General features: G+C 60.7%; 21 protein-coding genes and 1 riboswitch. Of the genes, 4 read left to right on the forward strand and 17 right to left on the reverse strand.

What is annotated here, in order from left to right:
• Positions 1–5 precede the first annotated feature (5 nt).
• The 4 genes from PDO_RS12210 to PDO_RS12225 all read right to left on the reverse strand — a co-directional run bounded on the left by PDO_RS12210 (position 6) and on the right by PDO_RS12225 (position 3,611).
• Positions 6–833 (reverse strand): urea amidolyase associated protein UAAP1, encoded by an 828-nt coding sequence (locus PDO_RS12210; protein ID WP_009109957.1) that lies wholly within the window; start codon positions 831–833, stop codon positions 6–8.
• A 38-nt stretch (positions 834–871) separates the two neighbouring features.
• Complete coding sequence (locus PDO_RS12215) at positions 872–1,660, reverse strand: ABC transporter ATP-binding protein (protein ID WP_009109959.1); 789 nt, start codon at positions 1,658–1,660, stop codon at positions 872–874.
• The gene (locus PDO_RS12220) at positions 1,657–2,475 is read right to left on the reverse strand and encodes an ABC transporter permease (protein ID WP_009109961.1); all 819 of its coding nucleotides are present in this window, start codon (positions 2,473–2,475) and stop codon (positions 1,657–1,659) included. Before PDO_RS12220 ends, PDO_RS12215 begins: the two co-directional genes overlap by 4 nt.
• A 62-nt stretch (positions 2,476–2,537) precedes the next feature.
• Entirely contained in the window at positions 2,538–3,611 is a 1,074-nt protein-coding gene (locus PDO_RS12225) for a putative urea ABC transporter substrate-binding protein (protein ID WP_009109963.1), read from the reverse strand.
• Between the two features lie 73 nt (positions 3,612–3,684).
• Positions 3,685–3,793, reverse strand: a riboswitch (guanidine-I (ykkC/yxkD leader).
• A 262-nt stretch (positions 3,794–4,055) separates the two neighbouring features.
• Between PDO_RS12225 and PDO_RS12235 the strand changes: the two genes are divergently transcribed.
• A complete protein-coding gene (locus PDO_RS12235; RefSeq protein ID WP_009109965.1) occupies positions 4,056–5,204 on the forward strand; it encodes a MalY/PatB family protein in 1,149 nt (382 codons plus the stop codon).
• A gap of 24 nt (positions 5,205–5,228) precedes the next feature.
• Here PDO_RS12235 and PDO_RS12240 read toward each other — a convergent pair whose 3' ends face one another.
• The 6 genes from PDO_RS12240 to PDO_RS12265 form a co-directional block, all read right to left on the reverse strand.
• Complete coding sequence (locus PDO_RS12240) at positions 5,229–5,963, reverse strand: FadR/GntR family transcriptional regulator (protein ID WP_009109967.1); 735 nt, start codon at positions 5,961–5,963, stop codon at positions 5,229–5,231.
• Positions 5,960–6,940 (reverse strand): galactofuranose ABC transporter, permease protein YjfF, encoded by a 981-nt coding sequence (gene yjfF, locus PDO_RS12245; RefSeq protein ID WP_009109969.1) that lies wholly within the window; start codon positions 6,938–6,940, stop codon positions 5,960–5,962. The genes PDO_RS12240 and yjfF overlap by 4 nt, the downstream gene beginning before the upstream one ends.
• Positions 6,937–7,944 (reverse strand): ABC transporter permease, encoded by a 1,008-nt coding sequence (locus tag PDO_RS12250; protein WP_009109971.1) that lies wholly within the window; start codon positions 7,942–7,944, stop codon positions 6,937–6,939. The genes yjfF and PDO_RS12250 overlap by 4 nt, the downstream gene beginning before the upstream one ends.
• Positions 7,941–9,461 (reverse strand): sugar ABC transporter ATP-binding protein, encoded by a 1,521-nt coding sequence (locus PDO_RS12255; protein WP_009109973.1) that lies wholly within the window; start codon positions 9,459–9,461, stop codon positions 7,941–7,943. Before PDO_RS12255 ends, PDO_RS12250 begins: the two co-directional genes overlap by 4 nt.
• Positions 9,462–9,570: 109 nt before the next feature.
• Complete coding sequence (gene ytfQ, locus PDO_RS12260) at positions 9,571–10,527, reverse strand: galactofuranose ABC transporter, galactofuranose-binding protein YtfQ (RefSeq protein ID WP_458574650.1); 957 nt, start codon at positions 10,525–10,527, stop codon at positions 9,571–9,573.
• A 241-nt stretch (positions 10,528–10,768) separates the two neighbouring features.
• Positions 10,769–11,452, reverse strand: coding sequence for a phosphoribosyltransferase (locus PDO_RS12265; RefSeq protein WP_009109977.1), 684 nt, complete (start codon positions 11,450–11,452; stop codon positions 10,769–10,771).
• Between the two features lie 167 nt (positions 11,453–11,619).
• Here PDO_RS12265 and PDO_RS12270 point away from each other — a divergent pair, with 167 nt between their 5' ends.
• Positions 11,620–12,792, forward strand: a complete 1,173-nt coding sequence (locus tag PDO_RS12270; RefSeq protein WP_009109979.1) for a M20 aminoacylase family protein — start codon at positions 11,620–11,622, stop codon at positions 12,790–12,792.
• 99 nt (positions 12,793–12,891) lie between these two features.
• Here PDO_RS12270 and PDO_RS12275 read toward each other — a convergent pair whose 3' ends face one another.
• The 7 genes from PDO_RS12275 to PDO_RS12305 form a co-directional block, all read right to left on the reverse strand.
• Positions 12,892–14,676 (reverse strand): adenine deaminase, encoded by a 1,785-nt coding sequence (locus PDO_RS12275; protein ID WP_009109981.1) that lies wholly within the window; start codon positions 14,674–14,676, stop codon positions 12,892–12,894.
• The gene (locus tag PDO_RS12280; RefSeq protein WP_009109983.1) at positions 14,673–15,596 is read right to left on the reverse strand and encodes a nucleoside hydrolase; all 924 of its coding nucleotides are present in this window, start codon (positions 15,594–15,596) and stop codon (positions 14,673–14,675) included. Before PDO_RS12280 ends, PDO_RS12275 begins: the two co-directional genes overlap by 4 nt.
• 1 nt (position 15,597) lies before the next feature.
• Positions 15,598–16,623, reverse strand: coding sequence for an ABC transporter ATP-binding protein (locus PDO_RS12285; RefSeq protein ID WP_009109985.1), 1,026 nt, complete (start codon positions 16,621–16,623; stop codon positions 15,598–15,600).
• Positions 16,616–17,395 carry an ABC transporter permease gene (locus PDO_RS12290; protein WP_009109987.1) on the reverse strand — a complete coding sequence of 260 codons (780 nt, stop codon included), beginning with the start codon at positions 17,393–17,395 and terminating at the stop codon, positions 16,616–16,618. The genes PDO_RS12285 and PDO_RS12290 overlap by 8 nt, the downstream gene beginning before the upstream one ends.
• The gene (locus tag PDO_RS12295) at positions 17,392–18,219 is read right to left on the reverse strand and encodes an ABC transporter permease (protein ID WP_009109988.1); all 828 of its coding nucleotides are present in this window, start codon (positions 18,217–18,219) and stop codon (positions 17,392–17,394) included. The genes PDO_RS12290 and PDO_RS12295 overlap by 4 nt, the downstream gene beginning before the upstream one ends.
• A 104-nt stretch (positions 18,220–18,323) precedes the next feature.
• Positions 18,324–19,349 (reverse strand): ABC transporter substrate-binding protein, encoded by a 1,026-nt coding sequence (locus PDO_RS12300; RefSeq protein ID WP_009109991.1) that lies wholly within the window; start codon positions 19,347–19,349, stop codon positions 18,324–18,326.
• A complete protein-coding gene (locus PDO_RS12305; RefSeq protein WP_052023445.1) occupies positions 19,339–20,412 on the reverse strand; it encodes a LacI family DNA-binding transcriptional regulator in 1,074 nt (357 codons plus the stop codon). Before PDO_RS12305 ends, PDO_RS12300 begins: the two co-directional genes overlap by 11 nt.
• Here PDO_RS12305 and PDO_RS28615 point away from each other — a divergent pair.
• Both PDO_RS28615 and PDO_RS12310 read left to right on the forward strand, forming a co-directional pair.
• Complete coding sequence (locus PDO_RS28615; RefSeq protein ID WP_192814369.1) at positions 20,411–20,656, forward strand: hypothetical protein; 246 nt, start codon at positions 20,411–20,413, stop codon at positions 20,654–20,656. The genes PDO_RS12305 and PDO_RS28615 overlap by 2 nt on opposite strands.
• A 486-nt stretch (positions 20,657–21,142) precedes the next feature.
• Positions 21,143–22,276, forward strand: coding sequence for an HD-GYP domain-containing protein (locus PDO_RS12310; RefSeq protein WP_009109995.1), 1,134 nt, complete (start codon positions 21,143–21,145; stop codon positions 22,274–22,276).
• Positions 22,277–22,284: the final 8 nt, after the last annotated feature.

Raw genomic sequence — 22,284 nt, forward strand, 5'->3', positions numbered from 1 at the left:
CCCTCTCAGATCGCTGCAAACGCGTTGTTTTCAAACCCGCGAACGGCCTCGGCGGTGGCGGTCCGGCAAAGATCATCTGCCGCCGGCTCGACAGCCGCGATGCGGGTAACAGTCACCGGATTGGGCGCATAGACCGGGTTGGGATCGAGCGGATGCGGGCAATTGGAAAAGCCGACGATCATGTCCATCTCGGCGCGCAACTCGACATAGTCGCCATCCGCCACGAGATCAGGCTTCCAGAGGAACTTGCCTTCGGCGTCAACACGCACCGGCGCAAACAGCGCAAGCGCCGCCGGGATGTCACGCTTGTCGAGGCCAGCCTTGGTCGTCAGCAGTACGAGATTGTCGCGCGTATTGCGCAATGCCGGACCATTGGCACCCGCATATTTCTGAGCATTCGACGCGGTCGTCGAACCGCCCATCAGGCAGTCATGTGCGCCCGACGAATCCTCGACGATCGAGAACATCACCTTGCCCATGTCGGAGAAGATCACCCGGCCCTTGCCGAGCCCGGTCGTCCACTGCACTTTGACCGTATCCGGCAGGTTCATGCGCTCGGTCGTATCGACAGCGTTCCAGGCGACGACGGAGACAGTCGAGTGACCCTGATCGAGCGCGATGCGCAAGACCTCGTTGGTCCTGACACGGGTTGACCAGTACCAGCCACCCGGAATGACCTCGCGGTGCAGGATAGCGCTGTCCGCGATCGCAGGCGCCGGTTTCTCGCTCTTGGCCGGCAAGGCCTTCGGGGCAAATTCAAGCCCCTTCTTCTGATGCTCTTCGTAGCGCGCACGGTTTTCGGCGATTTCTTCGGGGGAACGTCTGATATGCACGGTTCGTCTCCTATCATCGGATGGCCGGGTCGTCCCGGCTAGTGACCTTGGCTAGGAACCGGGCCGTCCCGGTCGGGTCGAATGAGAGAGGCCTCGCCCGCCTTGCGGGGTGGCCAGATGGTTATGTCCTTGGTGATATTGGCGCCGTAGCGCAGCTTTTCCTCGGGCCGGTCGCGCGGTCGCTCGAAGGCAACGACCCGCGTCGCCAAAGTGAAGGCCTCGCGCATGTCATGCGTGACCATGACCACGGTCATCGGCGCGTCATGCCAGAGACGTTTCATCAGCACATGGATCTCGGCTCGGATGCCCGGATCGAGTGCACCGAAGGGTTCGTCGAGCAGCAGCACCTTCGGCCGCATGACCAGCGCCTGGGCAAGCGCAAGCCGCTGCTGCATCCCGCCGGAAAGCTGGGCCGGATACTTGTCTTCGGAACCCGAAAGGCCGACGGCCGCGATCATCGCACGGGCCTCTTCGACCGCCTGCCGCCGTGCCGCGCCAAACAGTCTGGCGCTCAGCCGCGCCGCCCTGAGTTCCTTGCCGAGCAGCACATTGCCGAGCACGGTCAGGTGCGGAAACACCGAATACCGCTGAAAGACGACGCCGCGATCCGGCCCCGGCTCCGCCGGCAAAGGCTCGCCGTCGAGCAGGATCGTGCCACGGGTCGGACGCTCCTGCCCGAGCAGCATGCGCAGGAAGGTGGTCTTGCCGCAGCCGGATGGACCGACCAGTGCCACGAAGGCGCGAGAAGCAATGTCGATCGACACGTTCTCCAGCACGATCTGGTCGCCATATTCCTTCCAGACGTCCTTGATGCTGATCGCGCTCATGCCTGCTTCTCCAGGTCCGACCAGGGGAAGACAGCGACGCGCACGCGGTCGAGCAGGTAATCGGTCAACACGGCAAGCAGCGTGATCCACAGCACGTAAGGAAAGATCACATCCATCGCCAGATAACGGCGAACCAGGAAGATCCGGTAACCGAGACCGCTGTCGGACGAGATCGCCTCCGCTGCGATCAGAAACAGCCATGCAGGCCCAAGCTGCAGGCGCAGGCAGGTCAAAAGCCGTGGCAGGACCTGCGGCAGCACGACACGCAAGCCGATCTGCCAGGAATTGCCGCCCAGCGTCTCGGCCTTGATGATCTGCTCGCGCGGCAATTCCAGCGCTTTCAAGGCCAGATCGCGGATCATGATCGGCGCAACCCCGATGACGATCAACGTCACCTTGGAGGCTTCGCCAAGTCCCATCACGATGAACAGGATCGGCAGCAGCGCCAAAGGCGGCACCATCGAGACCGCAGCGACAAATGGCGCCAGCAGTGAACGCACATAGGGCAGCATGCCGATCAGCAAGCCGATGATCAGCGCAATCAGCGTCGAGATGCCGAGCCCGGCAGACAGGCGCAGCAGGCTCGCCAAGGTATCGGCCCAGAGAATGTAATCGCCCGTGCGCGGATCGGCGACAAAGGCCAGCCGGTTGATCGCCTCGGCAAAGCCGGCAAAGCCCGGCAAGAGCTTGTCATTGGCATTGTCGGCAAGCCGCGCTGCCGAGCCCATTGCATAGGCGATCAGCACAAGGGCGAAAGGCGCAAGCGTCAGCGCCAGACGGGCACCATTGCTCGGTCGCGCATTGATCCAGCGCATCGGGGAAACCTCCATCGAAGACAGCCAGGAGGCCGGGTGAAAAAATCCCGGCCGCGCTGAACTCAGAGCGCGCCCTTGGCGGCTGCATCCATGTAGGTGGCGGTGAAGCGGAACTTAACGTTGCCCTTGTCACCGAGAACCGCGCCATCCGGCATCTCGATGCCGATCACGTCGGCGGATGCCGCACCGCTGCCGAGCAGGCCCTTCTCGAACAGGAAGGCACGCACCAGATCCATCGTCTTGGAGAGGTCCGGCGATGTGGTGAAGGCAACCGCGTCGGCGGCCTTGTCGAACAGTTTGGTCGCCGCCATTTGCGCTTCGAAACCGGCAAGGTCGGTGCCGGAGGCAGCACCCATTGCCGAGCGCGCCGCCTTGCCTTCATCCGTGTCGGCGGTCATCACCGCCATCGTGTCATACCAGATACCGGCCAGCGCCTTGCCGAAATCGGGATTGTCCTTCAGCACGTCGGAATTGGCGACCATCAGGTCGATGATTTCTCCGGGGATCTGCGAACTGTCGAACACCTTCTTGGCGGAAGGTTCTTCCATGATGCTGGCAACCAGCGGATTCCAGGTCACGACAGCGGTGACGTCATCGGCCTTGTAGGCACCGACCATGTCGGCGTCCGACGTATTGACCACCTTCACGTCGCGTTCCGACGAACCGATCGTCTCGAGCGCACGCGCCAGGAGATAGTGCGACACGGAAAATTCGACCAAGTTGACGTTCGAGCCCTTGATGTCCTCAAGCTTGTCCTTGTCTTTCAGGATGATTGCATCATTGCCACTTGAGAAGTCGCCGACGATGACGGCGGTCGTATCGACACCACCGGCGGCCGGGATCGACAGGCCGTCCATATTGGTCAGCGTTACCGCGTCGAAGGCGCCGGCAGTGTACTGGTTCATCGATTCAACATAGTCGTTGAACTGCGTCACCTCGATAGTGATGCCGTATTTGTCGGCCCACTTCTTCACGATGCCCGTGTCACTGGCATAGCCCCACGGCATCCAGCCGACGTAGATCGACCAGGCAACCTTGAAATCCTTCTTCGCTTCGGCCTGTGCCGGACCAAGACCGGACAGCGCGATGACTGATGTCAACGCGGCGATGGAAAGAAGTTTCGAAAAAGTCTGCATTGAAATTCCCCTTTTTGTTTTGTCCAAAAAGGGATCGGCATAGACCAGCGCCGCCAATCCCTTGGCTAACGAGGTCTCCCGGGCTTTTATCCCGCCGTGCATCCGACAAGGATGTCTCCCCTGCCGGTGGCAGCTCTCGGACCAGCATGCGCAACCGCACCGGAACCCTAGCCACCAACTCGGATGTAAAAATGCAATCCGCATGCCATCTTAAAAAACATCATGAAATCAATGATACGGCAAACGGTCACATTCAATGTGCATACATTTTGGATAAATGCGGCATGCAAAGCCCAGTTTTTAAGCATGCATTTCGACCTTTGCATCGATGCGGCAGCCCTCTCACCGCCTGTCATGGAGACAATTTTCCTGCCCGTGCGAGAAAGACTTGTGCTAGCGATTGCCCCGCCCCTTCACCGCTGACACCCGGGATCTTCGCACATCATGACCAGCTTCGACTTCGACACCGTCCACGACCGCAAGCACACCGGCAGCAAGAAGTGGGCGCTCTACGGCGACGACATCCTGCCTATGTGGATTGCGGACATGGATTTCCCCGCACCGGGCCCGGTAATCGATGCGATGAAAAAGCGGATGAACCATCCGTTCTTCGGCTATTGCCTGCCGCAGGACGAGATCCGGTCGCGGATCGTCGCCGACATGGCCGAGAAATACGGTTGGCAGATTTCGGCCGACGACATCGTCTTTCTGCCCGGCGTCGAGGCGGGCTTCAACATGGCTTTGAATTCGGAGCTTGAAGCCGGCGACGGACTGCTGATCCAGACGCCGATCTACAATCCGATCCTGACGGCCCACAAGCACTGGGGCCTGACATCTGTCGAGGCGCCGCTGATGCCGAGCCAAGCCGGCTATGTCATCGATGAGGAAGTCCTGGAAGCCGGATTCGCCCGTTCGAAAGCCTTCCTCTTCTGTAATCCGCACAATCCGACCGGCAAGGTCTTCACCGCCACGGAACTGGCCCTGATCGCCGATGCCTGCATTCGCCACGACCTGCTGCTGATTTCCGACGAGATCCATTGCGAACTTGTTTTCGACGACCGCAAGCACATTCCGATCGCCTCCCTGTCACCGGATATTGCCAAGCGGACCGTGACCCTGATGTCGGCCAGCAAGACCTACAACATCGCCGGCCTGAAGACATCCTTCGCCATCGTCCAGGACCCTGCCCTTCGCCAGCGGGTCAACGCCGCCCGCAGCGGCCTGGTCGACAGCGTCAACGTTTTCGGTCTGCAAGCAACATTGGCCGCCTACGAAAGCGCAGGTGAATGGCGGAAGCAAATGATCGCCTACCTCGAAGGCAACCGCGACTACCTGCAGGCCGAGATCGCCAGGCGTTTCCCCAAAATCCGCATGATTGCTGCCGAAAGCACATATCTCGCCTGGCTGGACTGCTCGGCGCTCGATCTGCCTGATGCTCCGCAGCGCTTCTTCCTCGACAAGGGCAAGGTGGCCTTCAGTGCCGGCTCGGATTTCGGGGCGGACTACACCCATTATCTGCGCATCAATTTCGGCTGCCCGCGTTCGCTGATCACCGAGGGTCTTGACCGAATGGAAGCGGCGCTGAAGGGCTGAACCAAAGAGCTCTCTGCCGCATTCCTAAAGAAGCAGCGCCATGGCGCAGTCATGCGCGATCGTATCGAGCATGGCATCGCGGGCGCCAGCCTCGTCGCCGTATTCGATGCGCGTCACCAGGGCACGGTGCTTGTCGAGAAACGGCAGAAGCGCCTCTTCGTCCGGTTGCCGCACCAGCCGCTGATAAGCGAAGGCATGCGACAGTTCGATCACGCCGTAAAGCGCCCGCAAAAACGGATTGTGCGCGGCATCCGCGATAATCCGGTGCAGTTCGAAATCGGCCAGGACAAAGTTCTGCGCCGAGGAAAGCGATGTTTCCATCTGCCGGATCCAGTAGAGCATCAGGCGGATCTGGTCGGCCGAACGACGCTTGGCGGCCTGGCCCGCAGCCAGCGGCTCCAGCGCCCGGCGCACCTCCTGCATGCCGGTAAGGAACTCTTCGTCCGCCGGCGCCTCGAGATGCCAGGCCAGCACCTGGGGGTCATACAGGTTCCACCGGTTTCTCTGGGAAACCTTTGTCCCGACCTTTGGCCGCGCCTCCAGCAGACCCTTGGCCTCGAGCGTTTTCAAGGCCTCGCGCAGGACGGTGCGGGACACCTCGAAATCGACCATCAGCTCGGCATCGTTCGGCAGCACCGAACCGATCGCATAGCGACCGGAGATCACGCCGGCGCCGATTTCATTGATCACATGCGAATGGAAGTTTCGTGCCGTCGACCGCCCGGACAGGGAGCGAAGAAGGCTCCCCGGCTCGCTCATGCGGGGCCTTTCTTCAATCGCGAACGTCCGGAATGCGCGCTGAAGACGAGCTTTTGAAGCAAGATGAACATGAACAGCAGGAACCCGATGGCAATTTTGGTCCACCAGCTGGAGAGCGTGCCGTCAAAGACGATATAGGTCTGGACGAGGCCCTGCAGCATGACCCCGATCAGGGTTCCGAAAATGAACCCGTAACCGCCCGTCAACAGGGTCCCGCCTATCACCACGGCTGCAATCGAGTCAAGTTCGATACCGACGGCCGCCAAGGGATAACCGGCCGATGTGTAGAGCGAATAGACGATGCCCGCCAGGCCGCCGAGGAACGATGACAGCGCATAGATGCCGACCGTCACGCGCCCCGTTGGAACCCCCATCAATGAGGCCGAGGTCGCATTGCCGCCGATCGCATAGACATAGGAACCAAAGCGGGTCTTGTGTGCGATCAGGCCACAGATCACGAACGTCGCCAGCATCAGCATGCCGATGAAGCTCAACCGCCCGCCGCCCGGTAGCTTGAAATAGAGCGTCGAGATTGTCCGGTAGAACTCGTGGTCGATCGGGATCGAATCCTGGGTCAGCACCGAAGCGAGGCCACGAGCGAGAAACATGCCGGCGAGCGTCACGATAAACGGCGGCACCTGCAGAAAATGGATGACGGCTCCCATGCCGGCGCCAAACGATGCCGCCAGGACCAGAACGATGGCGAAGACCAGCAGCGGATGCAGGCCGAGCCAGGAAATCAGGATGGCGGTCACCACGCCGGTCAAGCCGATGATCGCACCGACGGAGAGGTCGATACCGCCCGACAGGATGACAAAAGTGGCGCCAACGGCGGCAATGCCGAGAAAGGCATTGTCGGTGAGGAAATTGCCGAACACCCGGGTCGACCACATGCCCGGATACTGGAAGATGCACAGCGCATAGGCGATGATGAAGATCAGGGTCGTGGCGGCGAGCGGGCGATAGCGCGGGTTCATCGTGTCTGTTCCGAAGTCTGTCTGGGGCCGAACTTGCGACCGAGGGCCTGGGCGATGCGCGCCGACTGCAGGACGAGGATGATGATGATCATGCCGGCCTTGACGATGAGGTTGAACTCAGGCGGGAAACCGGAGACCAGCACGCCCGTGTTCATCGCCTGGATGATGACGGCACCAAGCACCGACATCGGAATGGAAAAGCGTCCGCCGAGCAGCGACGTGCCACCGATGACAACGGCAAGGATGGCATCGAGTTCAAGCCAGAGTCCGGCATTGTTGGCATCAGCACCACGGATGTCGGCGGCTGCGATAATCCCGGCGATCGCCGCGCAGAAGCCGCCGAAGGCGTAGATCGACAGGATCAGCATCTGGCTGCGCAGGCCGGTATAGTTGGCGGCAGACAGATTGGTGCCGATCGCCTCGATGAAGAGACCGATCGCCGTGCGGCGCATGACGATATGCGCGATGATCATCAGGACGATCGCAATGACCGCCGGCATCGGAAGCCCGAGCACCGATCCCGTGCCGACAAAGATCAGAGCCGGATCGGAGAAAGTAACGATCGACCCCTCGGTGATCAGCTGCGCCACACCGCGTCCGGCGACCATCAGCACCAGCGTCGCGACAAAGGGCTGGATACCGAGATAGGCGACAAGCGCGCCGTTCCACAAGCCGCAGACAATGCCGCAGGCAAGTGCCGCCGCGAGGATAACGATAAGCGGTTGCCCGGCAACAGCAAAGGTCGCGGCCACGGCGCCGGCCACCGCCATTACCGCGCCGACCGAGAGATCGACGCCCTTGGTGGCGATGATCGCCGTCATGCCGATCGCAAGGATCGCTACCGGCGCCCCGCGATTGATCACGTCGATCATGCTGCCGAACAGGCGGCCATCTTTCCAGGTGACGTCGAAGAAGCCCGGAAAAACGATCCAGTTGAACAGCAGCACACCGGCAAGCGCCAGCAGTTGCGGCGAAATGATGCGGGAGAACTGTAGTCTTTTCATGCCTCGGCCTCCGCCGGCTGGGCGGCAATTGTCTGGACGATCACGCCAGGAGTGATGTCGGCGCCATGCAGTTCGGCGACCATCTTGCGGTCGCGCATAACCACGACGCGCGAGGAATAGCTGACGATTTCGTCGAGTTCGGACGAGATGACGACAAGCGCCAGACCGTCTTCGCGCAGGCGGGTAATCATGCGGACGATTTCGGCATGAGCCCCGACATCGATGCCGCGCGTCGGCTCGTCGAGGATCAGGAAACGTGGATCGGTCGCCAGCCAGCGGGCTAGGATTACCTTCTGCTGATTGCCGCCCGACAGCAATTTGACCGGCAGTTCGGCGGAGGCCGTACGGATATCCAAGGCCTCGATGAAATTGCCGGCAATCTCGATCTGTTCGTCATGGTTCAGCGCCCGGAACCAGCCAAGACGCGCCTGCATGGCGATGACGATGTTTTCACGGACTGACAGTTCGCCAAAGATGCCGTCGATCTTGCGATCTTCCGGGCAGAAGCCGAAGCCGAGTTCGACGGCCTCGCGCGGGTTTCTCACCTGCCGCGACTTGCCGTCGATATGCAGCACGCCACTATCGGCATGGTCGATACCGAACATCAGGCGCGCCATTTCGGTTCGGCCGGAACCGAGAAGCCCCGCGACGCCGACGACTTCGCCCCGATGGATCTTGAGGTCGAACGGCTGCACCTTGCCGGCGAGGCCGAAATTTTCGAATGTCATCAGCGTTTCACCGGCTGCGGCCTCTTCACCGAGAAGCTCGGCATGATGGAAAGCAAGATCCTTGCCCAGCATCATTCGAACAAGGCTGGCGCGGTCGAGCGACTTGATCGATTCCGTGCCGATCAGGCGACCGTTGCGCAAGACCGTGACGCGGTCGGAAAGCTCGAAGACCTGATCGAGAAAGTGGGTGATGAAAACGATGGCAAGGCCGCGGTCGCGCAATTGCCGGATGATGCTGAAAAGTTTCTCCACCTCGGACCGATCGAGGCTCGCAGTCGGCTCATCAAGGATGAGCACCTTGCCGGAAAGCTCGACCGCGCGAGCAATCGCAATGATCTGCTGGATGGCGACCGAAAAGGTCGAAAGTTCCGCCCTGACGTCGATATCAAGGCCGTAGGTCGCCAGAATCTCGCGCGACTCGCGCTCCATCCGGCGTCGGTCCACCATTCCGAACCGCCGCGGTTGGCGACCGATGAAGAGATTGTCGATGACCGTCATGTTCGGCAGCAGGTTCACCTCCTGGTAAACCGTGCCGATGCCCAGCACCTGCGCCTGTTGCGGAGTAGAGAAGCTGACGGTTTCGCCATCAACGGTTATGACCCCGGAATCCGCGATATAGGCCCCGGTCAAAATCTTGATCAGCGTGGACTTGCCAGCGCCGTTTTCGCCGAGCAGTGCATGAACTTCGCCCTTGTGGAATGCGATATCCACGCCGCTCAAGGCTGTGTGATTGCCGAATGTCTTGGTGATGCCCTGGGCTTCGAGCACGACCCCCGATACTGCTGTCATGTGATTCCGTCACCCCTCGAATGCATGCAGGCTAACCCCGATTGCACTCGGGCGAAAGCGGAGACGGCCCTGCTGCCGCTCGGGCAAACAGGGCCGTTCCAGGAGGAGCTTAGTAGCCCAGACCCTTGCGGTTGTCATACTCGCCCTGCGGATTGTCGGCAGGCGTGTAGAGCTTCGATTCCGTGATGATGAACTTCTCCGGCGCCTTGCCATCCTTGAGGAAGGCATCCAGCGCGTCGAAGGCGGGACCGGCCATGTTCGGGGTCAGTTCGACGGTGGCATTGGCTTCACCGGCAACCATGGCGGCGAAAATGTCCGGAACGGCGTCGATCGAGGCAACGAGGATATCGGTACCTGGCTTCAGGCCCGCGTCCTTGATCGCCTGGATGCCACCGACAGCCATGTCATCGTTATGGGCATACATGGCGCAAATGTCCTTGCCGCCATTTTCTGCCTTGATGAAGCCTTCCATGACTTCCTTGCCCTTAGCGCGGGTAAAGTCGCCGGTCTGGCTGCGTGCGATGGTGATGTTGGCATGACCGGCAAGCGCTTCTTCGAAGCCCTTCTTGCGGTTGATCGCCGGCGTCGAGCCGACGGTGCCCTGCAGCTCGACAACCTTGCATGGCCTGTCGCCGACAGTCTTGACCAGCCATTCGCCGGCAACGCGGCCTTCCTTGACCTGGTCGGATGCGACCGACGTCAGGTAGAGATCCTGCGGTGCGTCGACGCCACGGTCGAGCAGGATGACCGGAATATTGGCTTCCTTGGCTTCGGTCAGCACGTCTTCCCAGCCGGTGGCAACAACCGGAGCAACGAGGATCGCATCAACGCCCTGGGCGATGAAACCGCGAAGTGCCTTGATCTGGTTTTCCTGCTTCTGCTGTGCATCGGCGAATTTCAGCGTGATGCCACGCTTTTCGGCTTCCTGCTTGGTCACCGACGTTTCCGCCGCGCGCCAGCCTGATTCCGAACCGATCTGGGAAAAGCCGACTGTCAGATCGGCAGCCATGGCTGATGTGCAGCCGAGTGCAATCACGCTTGCGCTGAGCGCAAGCTTACGAAGAATGTTCATGATGTCCTCCCTGAGAAAGACACCGCCTCCACGGTGTCTGGCATTATGCTTAGGCAAGACAAAAGCATCTGTAAAGTGAAAAAGTACTATTATATGGTGTGCATTGCAGCATAAAGCGCTGCATTGCAACGCAGAACTGCCGAGACCGCATTGCAGCATAATATTGTGCTGCAACAAGTTGTTAGTCTACACGAGACAGCCTGATGCGCAACGTTTTCTCGTTTAAGGCGAAGGATCAGCCTTCAAGCAACCAGCCACCATGATCGCCCCTCACCAGCCGCGGCGTTTGAAACACGCTCAACACGGCATCCGACCAATCCCGACCGGCAAGGGTCAGGTGATCCCGCCAGCGCATGCTCTGCGCCATGGCGACGCCGAGCGCAACCGGCTGCACTCCGCACGCGGTCAGGAGTTCAATGCCGGCACGCATGGAACTGCCGCTTGAGACGACGTCATCGATCAGCACGACGCGTTTGCCTTCGATCAGCGGCAGCATGCGGGGATCCACATAGAGACGTTTGACCTGATCTGGGGTGGTGATCGAGGTGAGCGAAACGGACAGGTCATCGACATACCAGAACTTGCGCGAAGTACCGAGCGGTACATAGCGGGAATGGCCCAGCGCGCGCGCGACCGCGGCCGCAAGCGTCAGACCCAGGGTTGGAAGTCCGACGATCACATCCGGATCCAGATGCTTCAGCTTCTCCGCCAGTGCCGCAGCCAGCACATCCTGGACTGCAAATCCTGCCTGATTGACGATCAGTGACGCGAGCCCATGCCGCCCATCGGCCAGCGCACGGATCGGAAGACGAAGCTGCCGGCCGTCGTCGAGCGTTGCCGAGAAGAAATCGGTGAAGGGACCGTCGCTCGGCAAACTACCGGCTGGCAGGATCTCCTGCCAGAAGTCATGAGGCTGCATCTATCGTCTCCGTTTTTGGGCACCGGTCGAAAAATCAGTCGAAGACCTTGAACCTGGCCTGTCAACCGAGCGGTTTTCGTTCAACTTTCCGGACATTTCCTTTATGCAGGTTGGAGCGATGCACAACCATCCGTCCCACGCCATTTCAAAGGGATATGCCCAGCTTCATGTCGTTTGATCAGAAATTTACCGCCGACCTCGCCCAGCTGACAGAACTGCGGCGCGATCTGCACGCCCATCCAGAACTGGGCTTTGAAGAAGATCGCACCAGCGACATCGTCGCGCGTATCCTGGAAGGCGCAGGCATCAGCGTCCACCGCGGCCTCGGCAAGACCGGCGTGGTCGGCACGCTGCAGATCGGCAACGGCACAAGGCGCATCGGCCTGCGCGCCGACATGGATGCACTCGCCATGCCGGAGACGGCGGAGCGCCCGTATAAATCCACCGTGCCCGGCAAGATGCATGCATGCGGCCATGATGGACACACGGTCATGCTGCTGGGTGCCGCCCTTCACCTTGCCCGCAGCCGCAATTTTTCCGGCACGGTGCATTTCATCTTCCAGCCCGCAGAAGAGGGCCGCGGCGGTGCGCGGCGTATGGTCGAGGACGGCCTTTTCGATCTTTTCCCCTGCGATGCCATCTATGGCCTGCACAATATGCCGGGGCTCGCGGTCGATGAGATCGCCGTTGTCGAGGGGCCGCAGCTTGCATCCTCCGACAGCTGGCGTGTCACCTTGCGCGGTACCGGAACCCACGGCGCGAAGCCGCATCTCGGGCGCGATCCGATCACAGCGATGGGCACGTTTCTCAGCGCCCTGCAGACCATTCCCGGCCGCGTGGTGGACCCACTGCAGCCATCGGTCGTCAGCGCCTGCTCGATCCGCGCAGGCGATCCGAAGGCATTGAATGTCATCCCTGATATCGTTGAGATCGGCGGCACGGCCCGTGCCTATACACCCGAGGTCCGCGACCAGCTCGAGACCGAAATCGGCCGGCTCGCCCGTGGTACGGCGGAAATGTACGGCATCGCCGCCGACTACCATTTCGAGCGTCGCATACCGCCGGTGGTCAACAATGCCGAAGCGACAGCAAGGGCGCTTGCCGCCGCAATATCGGTCTTCGGCGACAAGACCCGCACTGCTTTCCCGCCATCGACGGCCGGAGATGATTTTGCCTTTTTCGGCGCCGCTGTACCAGGCTGTTATGTCTGGCTCGGCAACGGCCCCGCCGTCGATGGCGCCCTGCACCACAACACGGCTTACGACTTCAACGACGACGCAATCGCTTATGGCATCGCCTATTGGTCGACACTGGTTGAGCAGGAACTGAACGCCAGCTAGAGCAAATCCGGCAAAAGTGGGAACCGTTTTTGCGTCCGGAATTGCGTAAAAACAAACAGATAGAGCATTGAAGGCGACACCGTTTTCGCCGGCAATGCTCTAGAGTTCTTCGACAACCGGGCTTTCCAGCAGTCTTCCGGTCAGAACGTCGGCAATGCCGCGATCCGTCTGGTGCGGACCGACATTGCAGGCGAGCGTCGCCCCGAAACAGGCCTTGAAGACGAGATAGGGCGGCTGCCATGTGACGATGCGGTCCATGGCCGCGCGCACGGCCTGGAATTCATGTGCCACGTCCGAGAGCGGCGCATCCGAGACGAGCCCGGCCAAGGGTAGCGGCAGCAACGCATCGATCGCGCCTTGCGACACCACGACCATGCCGCCACCAGCCTCGATCAGGGCATTGGCGGCGATTGCCATATCCTCGGGATTGGAGCCGAACACCGTCAGATTGTGGCTGTCATGCGAAACGGTCGTGGCAAAGGCACCGCGCCACTGCCCCCAGCCGGTAAGAAAACCGACGCGCGGCCGGCTGTCGGCGAGCCCATGCCGATGGGCAACGGCAATCAGCGTCGCATCGTCCGGCGGCACGACGAAACCATCGCGCACGTCTGAGTCACGCTCGCCCCATTGCGTAAACCGCGGCCGGTCGATGGTCGCGACCTTGACCTTCCTGGCGCTGGACGCGATCCGGAAATCGTCGGCCACAAGCGGCGCGATCTTCATTGTTCGGGTCAGGGCAGCAACCGGCAGCGCCTTCGGTCGCTTGAGCAAGCGCCCCTCAAGTGCAACCGGTTCGCCATTGACGATGACCTGCCGCGCCCTGAACTGCTCCAGATCTTCGAACATCACGATGTCAGCCCGGCGACCGGCGGCGATCAAACCAAGATCGCTGCGTCCGAGCCTTTGCGCCGCATTGAGCGTCGCCGCCCTCAGGGCCCATTCGGGCGGCAAACCATAGCGCACGAGCCGGCGCACGACGTCATCGAGACCACCGCCCTCTGACAGATCGTCAGGAAAGACGTCGTCGGTACAAAGCGATACCGTTTGCGGCAAATGGCCAAGTGCGTTCAACGCCTGGACGAATTCCGGCAGCAGATGGTCATGCGACCCCCGCATCTCGATCGCCAGCCCGGCCCGCAGCTTCGCCAGCAGATCCTCGGCCGATGTCAGTTCATGGTCCGAGCTGACGCCTGCCGTCATGAACGCATTGAGGTCGCGCCCGACCAGACCGCGGGCATGGCCAAAGACCGGCTTCCCTGATGCAAGACCTGCCTGGACGATGGCATGCATGCGGGCATCGCCTTCGATCACGCCGCGCATGTTCATCATTTCCGCAATGCCACCGACAGCCGGATTTGCAAGGAGATCGGCGATGATTTTGTCGTCGAAGTCCGCACCACCCAGTTCCAGTCCAGGTGCCGATGGCACACAGGACGGCGCCAGCATGACGACCCGAAGTGGCAAATCCACCGCGGCGTCGAGCGCCCATTCGACGCCTTTCATCCCCAGGACGTTGCCGAACTCATGCGGATCCCAGACGATGGTCGTGACGCCCCGCGGCACCACGGTATCCGCATAGACAGCAGGCGTAACCATCGAACTTTCGATATGCATGTGCATGTCGATCAGGCCGGGCGAAAGATAAAGCCCGGATGCATCGATAACCTTGGCGGCATCGGTGCGCGCGCCCGGTGCGTGCACGCTGGCGATCAGGGGACCGACCAGTCCGACATCGGCCAAGCGCAGCTCGCCGGTGACCATATCAACGACAGTGCCGCCGGTGATCAGGCGATCGAATGCAGTATCGCCCCGCGCAGCAGCAACACCACGGCTGCGCAACGCGGAACTGGCGAGATCAGCCGGTTCAAGCCGGGAAGCGGTCATCGGGAAGCCTCGAAGGCAAGGGCATCGAGAATGACAGACTTCAACCGGTCACGGTCGCTGTCAATCGCCAGCCGTGCATTGAAGGTCGCGTGGCTGGCCCGGTGTTCGACGACTGTGCGGCCGCGCGTCACCGTCCCGGCAAGTTCCATCTGCAAGCCGACAGGCTGCCATGTCACAAGATCCGGGTGGACAAACGCGGCCGCTGCCGCAGGATCGTAAAGCGCCATGGCCTTTCGGCCTCTGCTTGTTGCGATGGCGACAAAGCCACCGAACAGGTCCGCCAGCAGCGGCGCATTGCGACCCCCGAACCCACGAAGATGATCAGCCTCTTCGGGCAAGCTCAGGATCTGACGACAAAAATCGAGATCAATCACGTTCAGCGAAACACCGTGTGCAAGAACGATGGCCACCGCCTCGGGATCGGCAAGGGCATTGAATTCAGCGGACGCCGTGTGGTTGCCACGGGTAGCACCGCCGCCCATCCAGGTCAGGTCGCCAATCTTCTCGACAAGATCGGGCCGGGCAAGAACGAGCGCCGCGATATTGCTCAGCGGTCCAAGCGCCAGGATCCGGCGCGGCTCGTCTCCCGCCTCAAGCCAGCGTACCAGGGCATCGAAGGCTCGTTCGCCCTGAACGGGCTCCATCACCGGCAGCGTCAGCCCGAGCGTCGGAATACCGGTATCGCCAAGGATCGCCTGCGCGGTCTCGATGGGGCCGATCACCGGGCGGTCGCGGCCGATCGAAACCGGATACTGCCAGCCGAACACCGCACGTGCAGCCGCCGCATTTCGACGAACCTGATCCATCGGCGTATTGCCGAATACCAGCGAAATCCCGTCGATTTCCAGCCCCGACCGCGCCACCGTCAAGATGGCGGCGATGTCGTCGAAGCCCATATCGGTATCGATCCAGATTCCCATGTCAGGCAAACCGCTCAAGCCGGGCAGCCTTGTCGACCGGCAGATCGAAGGCGATGTCCTGTCCCGGCAGGAAAGCCTGGCGTTCGGCATCGGTCTCCGCCTTGATCCATCCGATCGGCGTTTCGAGCACATATTCCCGGCTGCTGCCGGCAAAGGAGGTTCCCCGGATTGTCCCCGTGAACGGTCCTCCGCCAAGCGGGACCGCCCCCGGTCGCCAGGCCAGACCGGCAGCATCCGGAACCCCGGCGCCAAGGGAAATTTCCTTGTCGCCCACCATCAGCTTGCCGTCGCGAAGTTCGAAAATATTCTCGAAGCCGACAAAGTCCGCGACGAACCGCGAAACCGGCGCATTGTAGATCTCCTCCGGCGTGCCGATCTGTTCGATCGCGCCGTTCTTCATCACCACGATCCGGTCAGCCAGCGCCAGCGCCTCGACCTGGTCATGGGTGACGAAGATCATCGTCACACCGGTCTCGCGCTGCACACGCTGCAATTCGGTACGCATTTCGAGCCGAAGCCGCGCATCAAGGTTGGAGAGCGGTTCGTCGAGCAGCAGGACTTTCGGCTCCATGACCATCGAACGCGCCAATGCCACGCGCTGTTGCTGGCCACCGGATAGTTCCGGCGGCTTGCGGCCGGCGAATTCGGCCAGCCCCACTGATTTCAGGCCGCCGCGCACCTTGTCTTCCAACTCGACACCGCGCATGCCTTTCAGTTTGAGGCCGAAGGCGACATTCTCGAACACCGTCAGATGCGGGAACAGCGCATAGGATTGGAACACCAGCCCGACGGCGCGTTTGTTCGCCGGAACACGCGTTATATCGACACCATCCAGCACGATACGCCCGCCACTCGGGTTGAGCAGCCCGGCGATGGACCGCATCGTCGTCGTCTTGCCGCACCCGGATGGCCCCAGCAGCGCCAGCAACTCACCCTTGCGGATAGTGAGGTCGAGGTCCTTGACCGCAGGCGTCTTGCCGTAACGCAGTGTCAGCTTGTCGAGTGTCAGAAAATCTTGGTCAGACATAGCGGGAGAACCCCAGAAAACGCTCGGCGAGGAAAACGATGCCGATGGAGAGGAAGGCAAGCAGCGACGAGAGCGCTGCTATGGATGGGTCGAAGACGATTTCCATGTAGCCGAGCATATCGATCGGCAGGGTGCGCACGCCCGGCCCCGACAGGAACAGCGAGACCGGCACCTGATTGAAACTGGTGACGAAACCGAGGATGAAAGCCGAAAGAATACCGCCGCGGATATTGGGCATGACGACGCGAAAGAAGGCGCCGAGCCGTGTCGAGCCGAGAAGCACAGCCGCTTCCTCGATATCGGAGCGCAGATTGTTCAGGCTGGCGGAGACAACACGCACGGCATAGGGGAGAACCAGTGCCGTATGCGCCAAAAACAAGGCCAGTGTGATGTTGATCTGGAACGGCACGACGAAGTAGCGCAGCAGCGCCAGGCCAACGATGATGCCGGGCACGATGATCGGCGCGGAGACCACGGTTTTAACCGTCTCGGAAAACGGCAACTGGTAGCGCGACATGGCATAGGCGGCCGGAATGCCGAGGATCAGCGCGGCGCCGGTGCCGCCGATCGCGAGGAACATCGAGGTGACGAAGCTCTCGCGGAAACTCTCGACGGTGAAGACCTTCGCGATCCACTTGAGCGAGAAGCCCTGCGGCGGAAAGGCGAGCGTATCGCCGGCGGAAAAGGATGCGGCAACGATGATCAGGAACGGCCCGATCAGGAAGATCATCAGCAGCCCAAGCGTAACCCAGGTGAAAAGACGCTGGGTCATGCGCGGTTCCTTGCAGTCGCCAAGCGCTTGAGCAGCAGATTCGCAGCAAAGCTCATGACGATGAGGATGAAGGCGATGACGCTGGCGGCCACGAAGTCGTTGGCGACCGTCACGCGCTGGTAAAGCAGAGTTTCAAGCATAAGAACCTTGGAGCCGCCGAGGATTGCGGGCGTGATATAGGCGGTCATCGAACCGGTGAAGACGAGAGTTCCGCCGATGACAAGACCTTCCTTCGTCAGCGGCAGGATGATTTTCCAGAACACCTGGAACCAGTTTGCGCCGAGTACGCGCGCTGCAGGCACCGCGTCGCGTGGCATGTTTTCGAGCGCGCTGACCAGCGACAGGATCATCAGCGGCAGGAAGAGCTGAAGCAGGCCGATGAACACGGCCGTCTCGGTAAACAGCAGCCGGATCGGCGTCTCGGACAGGCCAAGCCCGGTGATGAATTCGTTGACGATACCCGTGCGGCCCAGGATGACGATCCAGGCATAGGTACGCGCCACCGGCGAGATCATCAGCGGCAGGACCACGAGGCCAACCATGCGACCCTTGCCTTCCGGCGGAAGGCTGACGATCGCATAGGCTGCAGCATAACCGATGATTGCGGACACGACGGTCAGGATGGCGCCGAGACGCAATGTTCGCAGGAAGACCGTGCGATTGAGCGGCTCGGAAAAGAAACCGGTGAAGGCGGACAGTGTCCATCCATCCGTATTGCGGAACCCTTCCGACAACAACAGAACGACCGGCACCAGGAACACCACGGCCGCGAAGATCGCAGCGGGCAGAGCAAGCGCCAGGGCTTCCATACGGTTGTGAAACATAGACAGGGCTTTCAGCGCGAAGAATGATCAAGCGAGGTGCGATGGCGAGCCGAAGCTCCTCCACCGCACCCCTTGCCTTGGGAGGCATTCATATGGGCCGGATATTACTGTCCGACCTTGGCATTCCATTCCGAAAGCCAGGCATCACGGTTGTCGAGGGCGGCAGCCGACGGAATGAGTGTCAGGCTCTTGGCTGTCTCTTCGCCATAGGTCAGGTTTTCGGCGATCTCGTCCGAAACCTTCACTTCCGCATTGGCCGGGCTGTCGACCAGCTGCTCGGCAAGCTTGGTCTGGATTTCGGTCGAGAGCCAGAAATCCATGAATTCCAGCGCCAGATCCTGGTTTTTCGAACCCTTGGCCAGAACCATGACATTCATGCCACCGGTCTGACCTTCTTTCGGCGTCGCCCAGGCGAGCGGCAGATCCAGCTTGTTGAACGGTGCCCAGGTGAAACGGCCGATCGGCGCGGCCCAGATTTCTTCCTGCTGCATCAACTGCACCAGTTGCGACGACTTGACGTAGAAGGTGACCAGTTCGTCCTTCTTTTCGCCAACAGCAGCAATCGGGGTCTTCAGATCGGCGGCATCATTGCCGAGGGCCTTGCCGAGCATGAACAGTGAAGGTGGGCCCTGATTGGTGGTGACGTTCGGGAAGGCGACATGGCCGACATTTTCCGGCTTCAGCAGGTCGGCCCAGCTGTCGATCTTCAACTTGTCGGTGCGGTAGACGATCGACGTGGCATAGAAGGTGTAGCCGACGCTCATGCCGTCGCCGTTCGGATCCTTGGCGATGTCGTAGAGCTTGCCGTAGTTCGACAGCTTCGACGTATCGATCTTTTCGATCAGGTCCTTGCGCGTGGCAGACAAGGCATCCGCCATCGAGACGACGGCCATATCGACGACCGGGTTGGCCTTGTTGGCTTCCATCTTGGCCAGTCGTTCGACGCTGTTGCCGGTCTCGACCACCAGCTTGCAGCCGCACTTGGCTTCGAAGGGATCGTAGACGATCGCCTTGAATTCGTCCTGCGCCAGCGCATAGACCGAAATGGTCAGCGTCTTTTCCTGAGCCTGGGCAGCGCCCATGGTCAGCATCAGCGCAGTGGCCGATGCCAGCATTGTCTTAATGATCATCTGTGTTCTCCTTCTGGGGGGATGATGATGCAACGCGCTCTTCCACCGGAGCGGTCGTCTGTCGCACCACCAATTGCATCGGCACTTTTTTAATATCCGCCGAAACCACGCTGCCGTTCGTGCTATCGGGGCTGGAAGCTGTTGTCGGTTCACCAAGAATGGCACGCGCAAGCGCCCCGACGGCGATGTCTGCGATCGTCGCCATGTCCATGCGAATACTGGTGAGGCTCGGCGTCACCACGGACGACCAGACCAGATCGTCGAAGCCGGCGACGCTGACATCCTCTGGCACTTTGACGCCGGCCCGCTGCAATTCGGTGAGCGCACGCAGGGCATGGAGGTCGGAGACGGACGCGATGGCGGTCACGCCGTTGGCGACCATGTCGGCAAGCCCAAGCGTGCAGCCCTTGCCATTCGTCGCTTCCAGTTTCTCGATCCAGATCACCTCGGAGCAGCCGCCGGCAGGAAGGCGGGATTTCATCCCTTCGATCCGGTCGTTCTGCACAATCGATGCCGGGTTGTTGCCGATCAGCAGGAACTTGCGATGTCCGAGTGCGCCCAGATGGTCGACCAGGATCTGCCCACCCTGCCAGTGATCCGCCGACACGGTATTTCCCGGCGTCGATGGACTGTCGATGACAGCGATCGGGCAACCGACGTCGGAAATGCGCGTGCCGCGACGAGGCACGATGACGATACCGTCGACGCCGCGTTCGATCAGACGATTGATCGCTTCGGTCTGCATCGCGACATCCCCACGGGAATCGGCGATCAGCACACCATAGCCGGCCTTGCTCGCAGCATAGTCGATCGCCTGAGCGATCTGCGGAAACAGCGGGTTGGCGATATCCGGCAAGACAAGGCCGAGAACACCGGTACGCCCGGTGCGGAGGGCTCGGCCAGCCTGGCTCGGCACATAGCCAAGCTCGGCCGCCTTGGAGCGCACACGCGCAATCAATTCAGGAGACACCCTGCCCTTGCCCGACAGCGCATTGGAGACAGTCGCCACCGACACGCCGAGGGCTTCGGCGATGTGCGCAAGGCTCGATCCGGGGCGGGCTATGGCCAAGAGATTGTCCAGTGGCGTGATTAAACGTTTAATCACCTTAACCCAGATGACCCGCCGTGTCCATGCAGAGATTGCGGCAGCGAAACCTGCCCCGTCCAAAGCAGACCGGCAAACCACGCAACCTGCGATGGCCACCATCGCCTGTAAAAACTACGTGCGTCAGCAGATTTTTTTTGGGCTGTTCTACATGCTTTGGTTGCAGCAAACGGGAGCGAAACGGCAAGTGGGCCCCTCATAAATGAGGTGGCAGAATACGTGCAAAATTGCGACAGCCGTTTCCAGTCACTGAAAGCGCATGATCAAAAAAAACATCGCGAAGTTTTGGTAGAATGCGTAAAATAACATAATTACATATAGTTAAAGAACGATCGGCTTGAGAAGAGCATATAAATTTCGCGTCCTCACCGGCGGCCTGTTGCTCGCACAGCGTCGAAACATGTGAAGACCGGCGGTGAACACGCCATCCAATATCTTGAGCTCAGGCGTGATAACTATTCACGTCCGGCTTTAAGCTTCTTTTAACTCTGCTAGTCAAAATTGTGTCAAGGAACCGCATTAAAACGGCGCAGAAATACACGCCTCGGTTCCAGCGGCTGCATGAAGCACTCGATCCTCACAATCTAGTCAATTAGCCCTTCGTCAGGCGGCGTGCCCCTATGGCATTTCGCTTTCTGGTGAAGCGTGCCCATTTTTTTAGCCAGCCTTTGCGCTGGCCGGAGAGCCCGTGCGCGTTATTCTGATAGATGACAGCAAGTCTGTGCTCGCAGCGATACAAACATCGCTCCTGGGGCTGGTGGATATCCATGTCGAAGCCTTTCTCGACCCGGTGCTGGCACTGGAAGCGTGCAAGTCGACGCCATTCGACCTGGTTCTGGTCGATTACACGATGCCGCGGATGAACGGCGTCGAGGTCATTCGTCAACTGCGTGCAAATCCGTCCTATCAGCATGTCCCGATTATCATGGTCACCTCGGAAACCGAGCGCAGCATCCGCATCGAAGCGATCGAGGCGGGAGCAACCGAGTTTCTCCGCAAGCCATTCGACGGTGTTGAACTGCGCGCGCGCGTCGCCAATCTGCTCACGTTGCGGCAGGCCCAGCTTGATCTGGCCGATCAGGCAAAAGGTCTGGAACGGCTGGTCAATAGTGCGACGGCAAAACTGGCTGTCCGTGAGGAAGAAATCATCTGGCGCCTGGCTCGCGCCATCGAATATCGCGACGGCTCCACCGGAGAACACGTCTCACGCGTCGCCCATATCTGCCGGCTGATCGCGGAAGCACTCGGCTTCGACCACACCTATTGCCGGATGATCTATCTGGCGGCCCCGCTCCACGATGTCGGCAAGATCGGCATTGCCGACAATATCCTGTCCAAACCGGGCCGTCTGACAGAGGCCGAAATCGCCGAGATGCGCCAGCATGTCCAGATCGGCGTCAGGATTCTGGAAAACGGCTCGTCCGATCTGGTGCGCACGGCTGAAAAGATTGCCGGCGGCCATCACGAGAAATGGGATGGAAGCGGCTATCCGAACGGACTTGTCGGGGAAGCCATCCCGATCGAGGCCCGCATTGTCGCCGTCGCAGACGTCTTCGAGGCGCTGTGCAGCGAACGCTCATACAAGTCTGCCTGGGCCCCACAGCAGGCGCTTGAGTATCTGCGCACCGAAAGCGGCAAACATTTCGATCCGGCCTGCATCGCGGCTTTCGAGCGCCAGTGGCCAGCAATCGAGGCATTGATGACCGGAAGCGATGATCTTGTCGAAGCCCGCAGCGCCAAGACCGTTCATCTATCCCCAGAAAAGCCGGACGAACACCCGGGCGAATACCTGGACAAAACAACCGCCACTCACCGAGCCTAGGAAGAGAC

It is taken from the genome of Rhizobium sp. PDO1-076, from assembly GCF_000247475.1.
In the GTDB taxonomy this organism is placed as follows: domain Bacteria; phylum Pseudomonadota; class Alphaproteobacteria; order Rhizobiales; family Rhizobiaceae; genus Allorhizobium.

What these genes read in the sequence shown, in the direction of transcription:
- PDO_RS12215 (WP_009109959.1), bottom strand. Translation starts at nt 1,660, where the DNA reads ATGAGCGCGATCAGCATCAAGGACGTCTGGAAGGAATATGGCGACCAG.
- PDO_RS12270 (WP_009109979.1), top strand. Translation starts at nt 11,620, where the DNA reads ATGTCGTTTGATCAGAAATTTACCGCCGACCTCGCCCAGCTGACAGAA.
- PDO_RS12220 (WP_009109961.1), bottom strand. Translation starts at nt 2,475, where the DNA reads ATGCGCTGGATCAATGCGCGACCGAGCAATGGTGCCCGTCTGGCGCTG.
- PDO_RS12250 (WP_009109971.1), bottom strand. Translation starts at nt 7,944, where the DNA reads ATGAAAAGACTACAGTTCTCCCGCATCATTTCGCCGCAACTGCTGGCG.
- PDO_RS12225 (WP_009109963.1), bottom strand. Translation starts at nt 3,611, where the DNA reads ATGCAGACTTTTTCGAAACTTCTTTCCATCGCCGCGTTGACATCAGTC.
- yjfF (WP_009109969.1), bottom strand. Translation starts at nt 6,940, where the DNA reads ATGAACCCGCGCTATCGCCCGCTCGCCGCCACGACCCTGATCTTCATC.
- PDO_RS12240 (WP_009109967.1), bottom strand. Translation starts at nt 5,963, where the DNA reads ATGAGCGAGCCGGGGAGCCTTCTTCGCTCCCTGTCCGGGCGGTCGACG.
- PDO_RS12265 (WP_009109977.1), bottom strand. Translation starts at nt 11,452, where the DNA reads ATGCAGCCTCATGACTTCTGGCAGGAGATCCTGCCAGCCGGTAGTTTG.
- PDO_RS12290 (WP_009109987.1), bottom strand. Translation starts at nt 17,395, where the DNA reads ATGACCCAGCGTCTTTTCACCTGGGTTACGCTTGGGCTGCTGATGATC.
- PDO_RS12285 (WP_009109985.1), bottom strand. Translation starts at nt 16,623, where the DNA reads ATGTCTGACCAAGATTTTCTGACACTCGACAAGCTGACACTGCGTTAC.
- PDO_RS12275 (WP_009109981.1), bottom strand. Translation starts at nt 14,676, where the DNA reads ATGACCGCTTCCCGGCTTGAACCGGCTGATCTCGCCAGTTCCGCGTTG.
- PDO_RS12300 (WP_009109991.1), bottom strand. Translation starts at nt 19,349, where the DNA reads ATGATCATTAAGACAATGCTGGCATCGGCCACTGCGCTGATGCTGACC.
- PDO_RS12280 (WP_009109983.1), bottom strand. Translation starts at nt 15,596, where the DNA reads ATGGGAATCTGGATCGATACCGATATGGGCTTCGACGACATCGCCGCC.
- PDO_RS12295 (WP_009109988.1), bottom strand. Translation starts at nt 18,219, where the DNA reads ATGTTTCACAACCGTATGGAAGCCCTGGCGCTTGCTCTGCCCGCTGCG.
- PDO_RS12255 (WP_009109973.1), bottom strand. Translation starts at nt 9,461, where the DNA reads ATGACAGCAGTATCGGGGGTCGTGCTCGAAGCCCAGGGCATCACCAAG.
- PDO_RS12235 (WP_009109965.1), top strand. Translation starts at nt 4,056, where the DNA reads ATGACCAGCTTCGACTTCGACACCGTCCACGACCGCAAGCACACCGGC.
- PDO_RS28615 (WP_192814369.1), top strand. Translation starts at nt 20,411, where the DNA reads ATGGCCAAGAGATTGTCCAGTGGCGTGATTAAACGTTTAATCACCTTA.